General features: G+C 72.7%; 1 protein-coding gene. It reads right to left on the bottom strand.

Annotation, left to right across the window (positions count from 1 at the left end; all coding sequences use genetic code 11):
* Positions 1 to 102 precede the first annotated feature (102 nt).
* Complete coding sequence (locus CA983_RS44115; RefSeq protein WP_086606155.1) at positions 103 to 867, bottom strand: SDR family NAD(P)-dependent oxidoreductase; 765 nt, start codon at positions 865 to 867, stop codon at positions 103 to 105.
* Positions 868 to 947: the final 80 nt, after the last annotated feature.

Genomic DNA, 947 nt, shown 5'->3' with positions numbered 1-947 from the left:
GGGGGCCGGGGTGTGGTGTCGCGGCGGGTGTGACTTCGGGGGATCTTGCTTGGGTCGGCGGGGGTGACTTCGGGGAATCTTGCTAGGGCCGGCGGGTGTGCCTTACCAGGGCATCGCCACGCCGCCGTTCGGGCGGATGATCTGGCCCGTCGTGAAGGCGGAGGCGTCGGATGCCAGGTGGAGGACCGCGTGGGCGATGTCTTCGGGGGCGCCGATCCTGCCCAGGGGTGACATGCGGGCCATGACGGCCTCGGTGCGTGCCTGGGCCTCGCTGTCGTGGCGGTCGGTCATGGGGGTACGGATCCAGCCCGGTGCGACCGCGTTGACGCGGATGCCGTGCCGGCCGACCTCGGTCGCGAGGGTCTTGGTCAGCTGGACCACCGCCGCCTTGGCCGCGCCGTAGCAGAGCAGGCCGGGCGCGCCGGTGTCGACGGCACCCGAGGCCATGGTGACGATGCTGCCCCCGGTGCCCCGGGAGATCATCAGGCGTGCCGCCTCCTGGCAGGCGTACAGCACTCCCTTGAAGTTGACGTCGAGCACCCGGTCGAGGTCCTCGTCCCGGGTCTCCAGGACCGGGCTGCTGTGCATGATCCCGGCGATCGCGGCCAGGACGTCCAGGCGCTCGCAGGAGGTGATGGCCTGCCTCAGCCGGGCGCGGTCGGTGACGTCGAGGTCGTGGGTGCGGACGGTGCCGCCGCCGTCCTTGATCAGGGTCGCCGTCTCGTGCAGGCCCTCGGTGTCGCGGTCCGCGCAGTGCACGGTGGCGCCGGCCTCTCCGAGCAGGAGCGCCGAGGCGCGGCCGATGCCGCTCGCGGCTCCGGTGACGAACGCGGTGCGGCCGGTGAGGTCGTACGCCGTGACGGGCATACGGGGACCGTACGAGCGTTTCTGACGGACCGTCAATTGGTGCGGCTGTGCCGGGGTGGGGGCGTGGCCGGGGCGGGGCC

Source organism: Streptomyces swartbergensis, assembly GCF_002148965.1.
GTDB lineage: Bacteria > Actinomycetota > Actinomycetes > Streptomycetales > Streptomycetaceae > Streptomyces > Streptomyces swartbergensis.
The sequence above is the reverse complement of the archived record's forward strand: the minus strand, read 5'-3'. Positions and strand labels throughout refer to the sequence as shown.

What these genes read in the sequence shown, in the direction of transcription:
- CA983_RS44115 (WP_086606155.1), bottom strand. Translation starts at nt 867, where the DNA reads ATGCCCGTCACGGCGTACGACCTCACCGGCCGCACCGCGTTCGTCACC.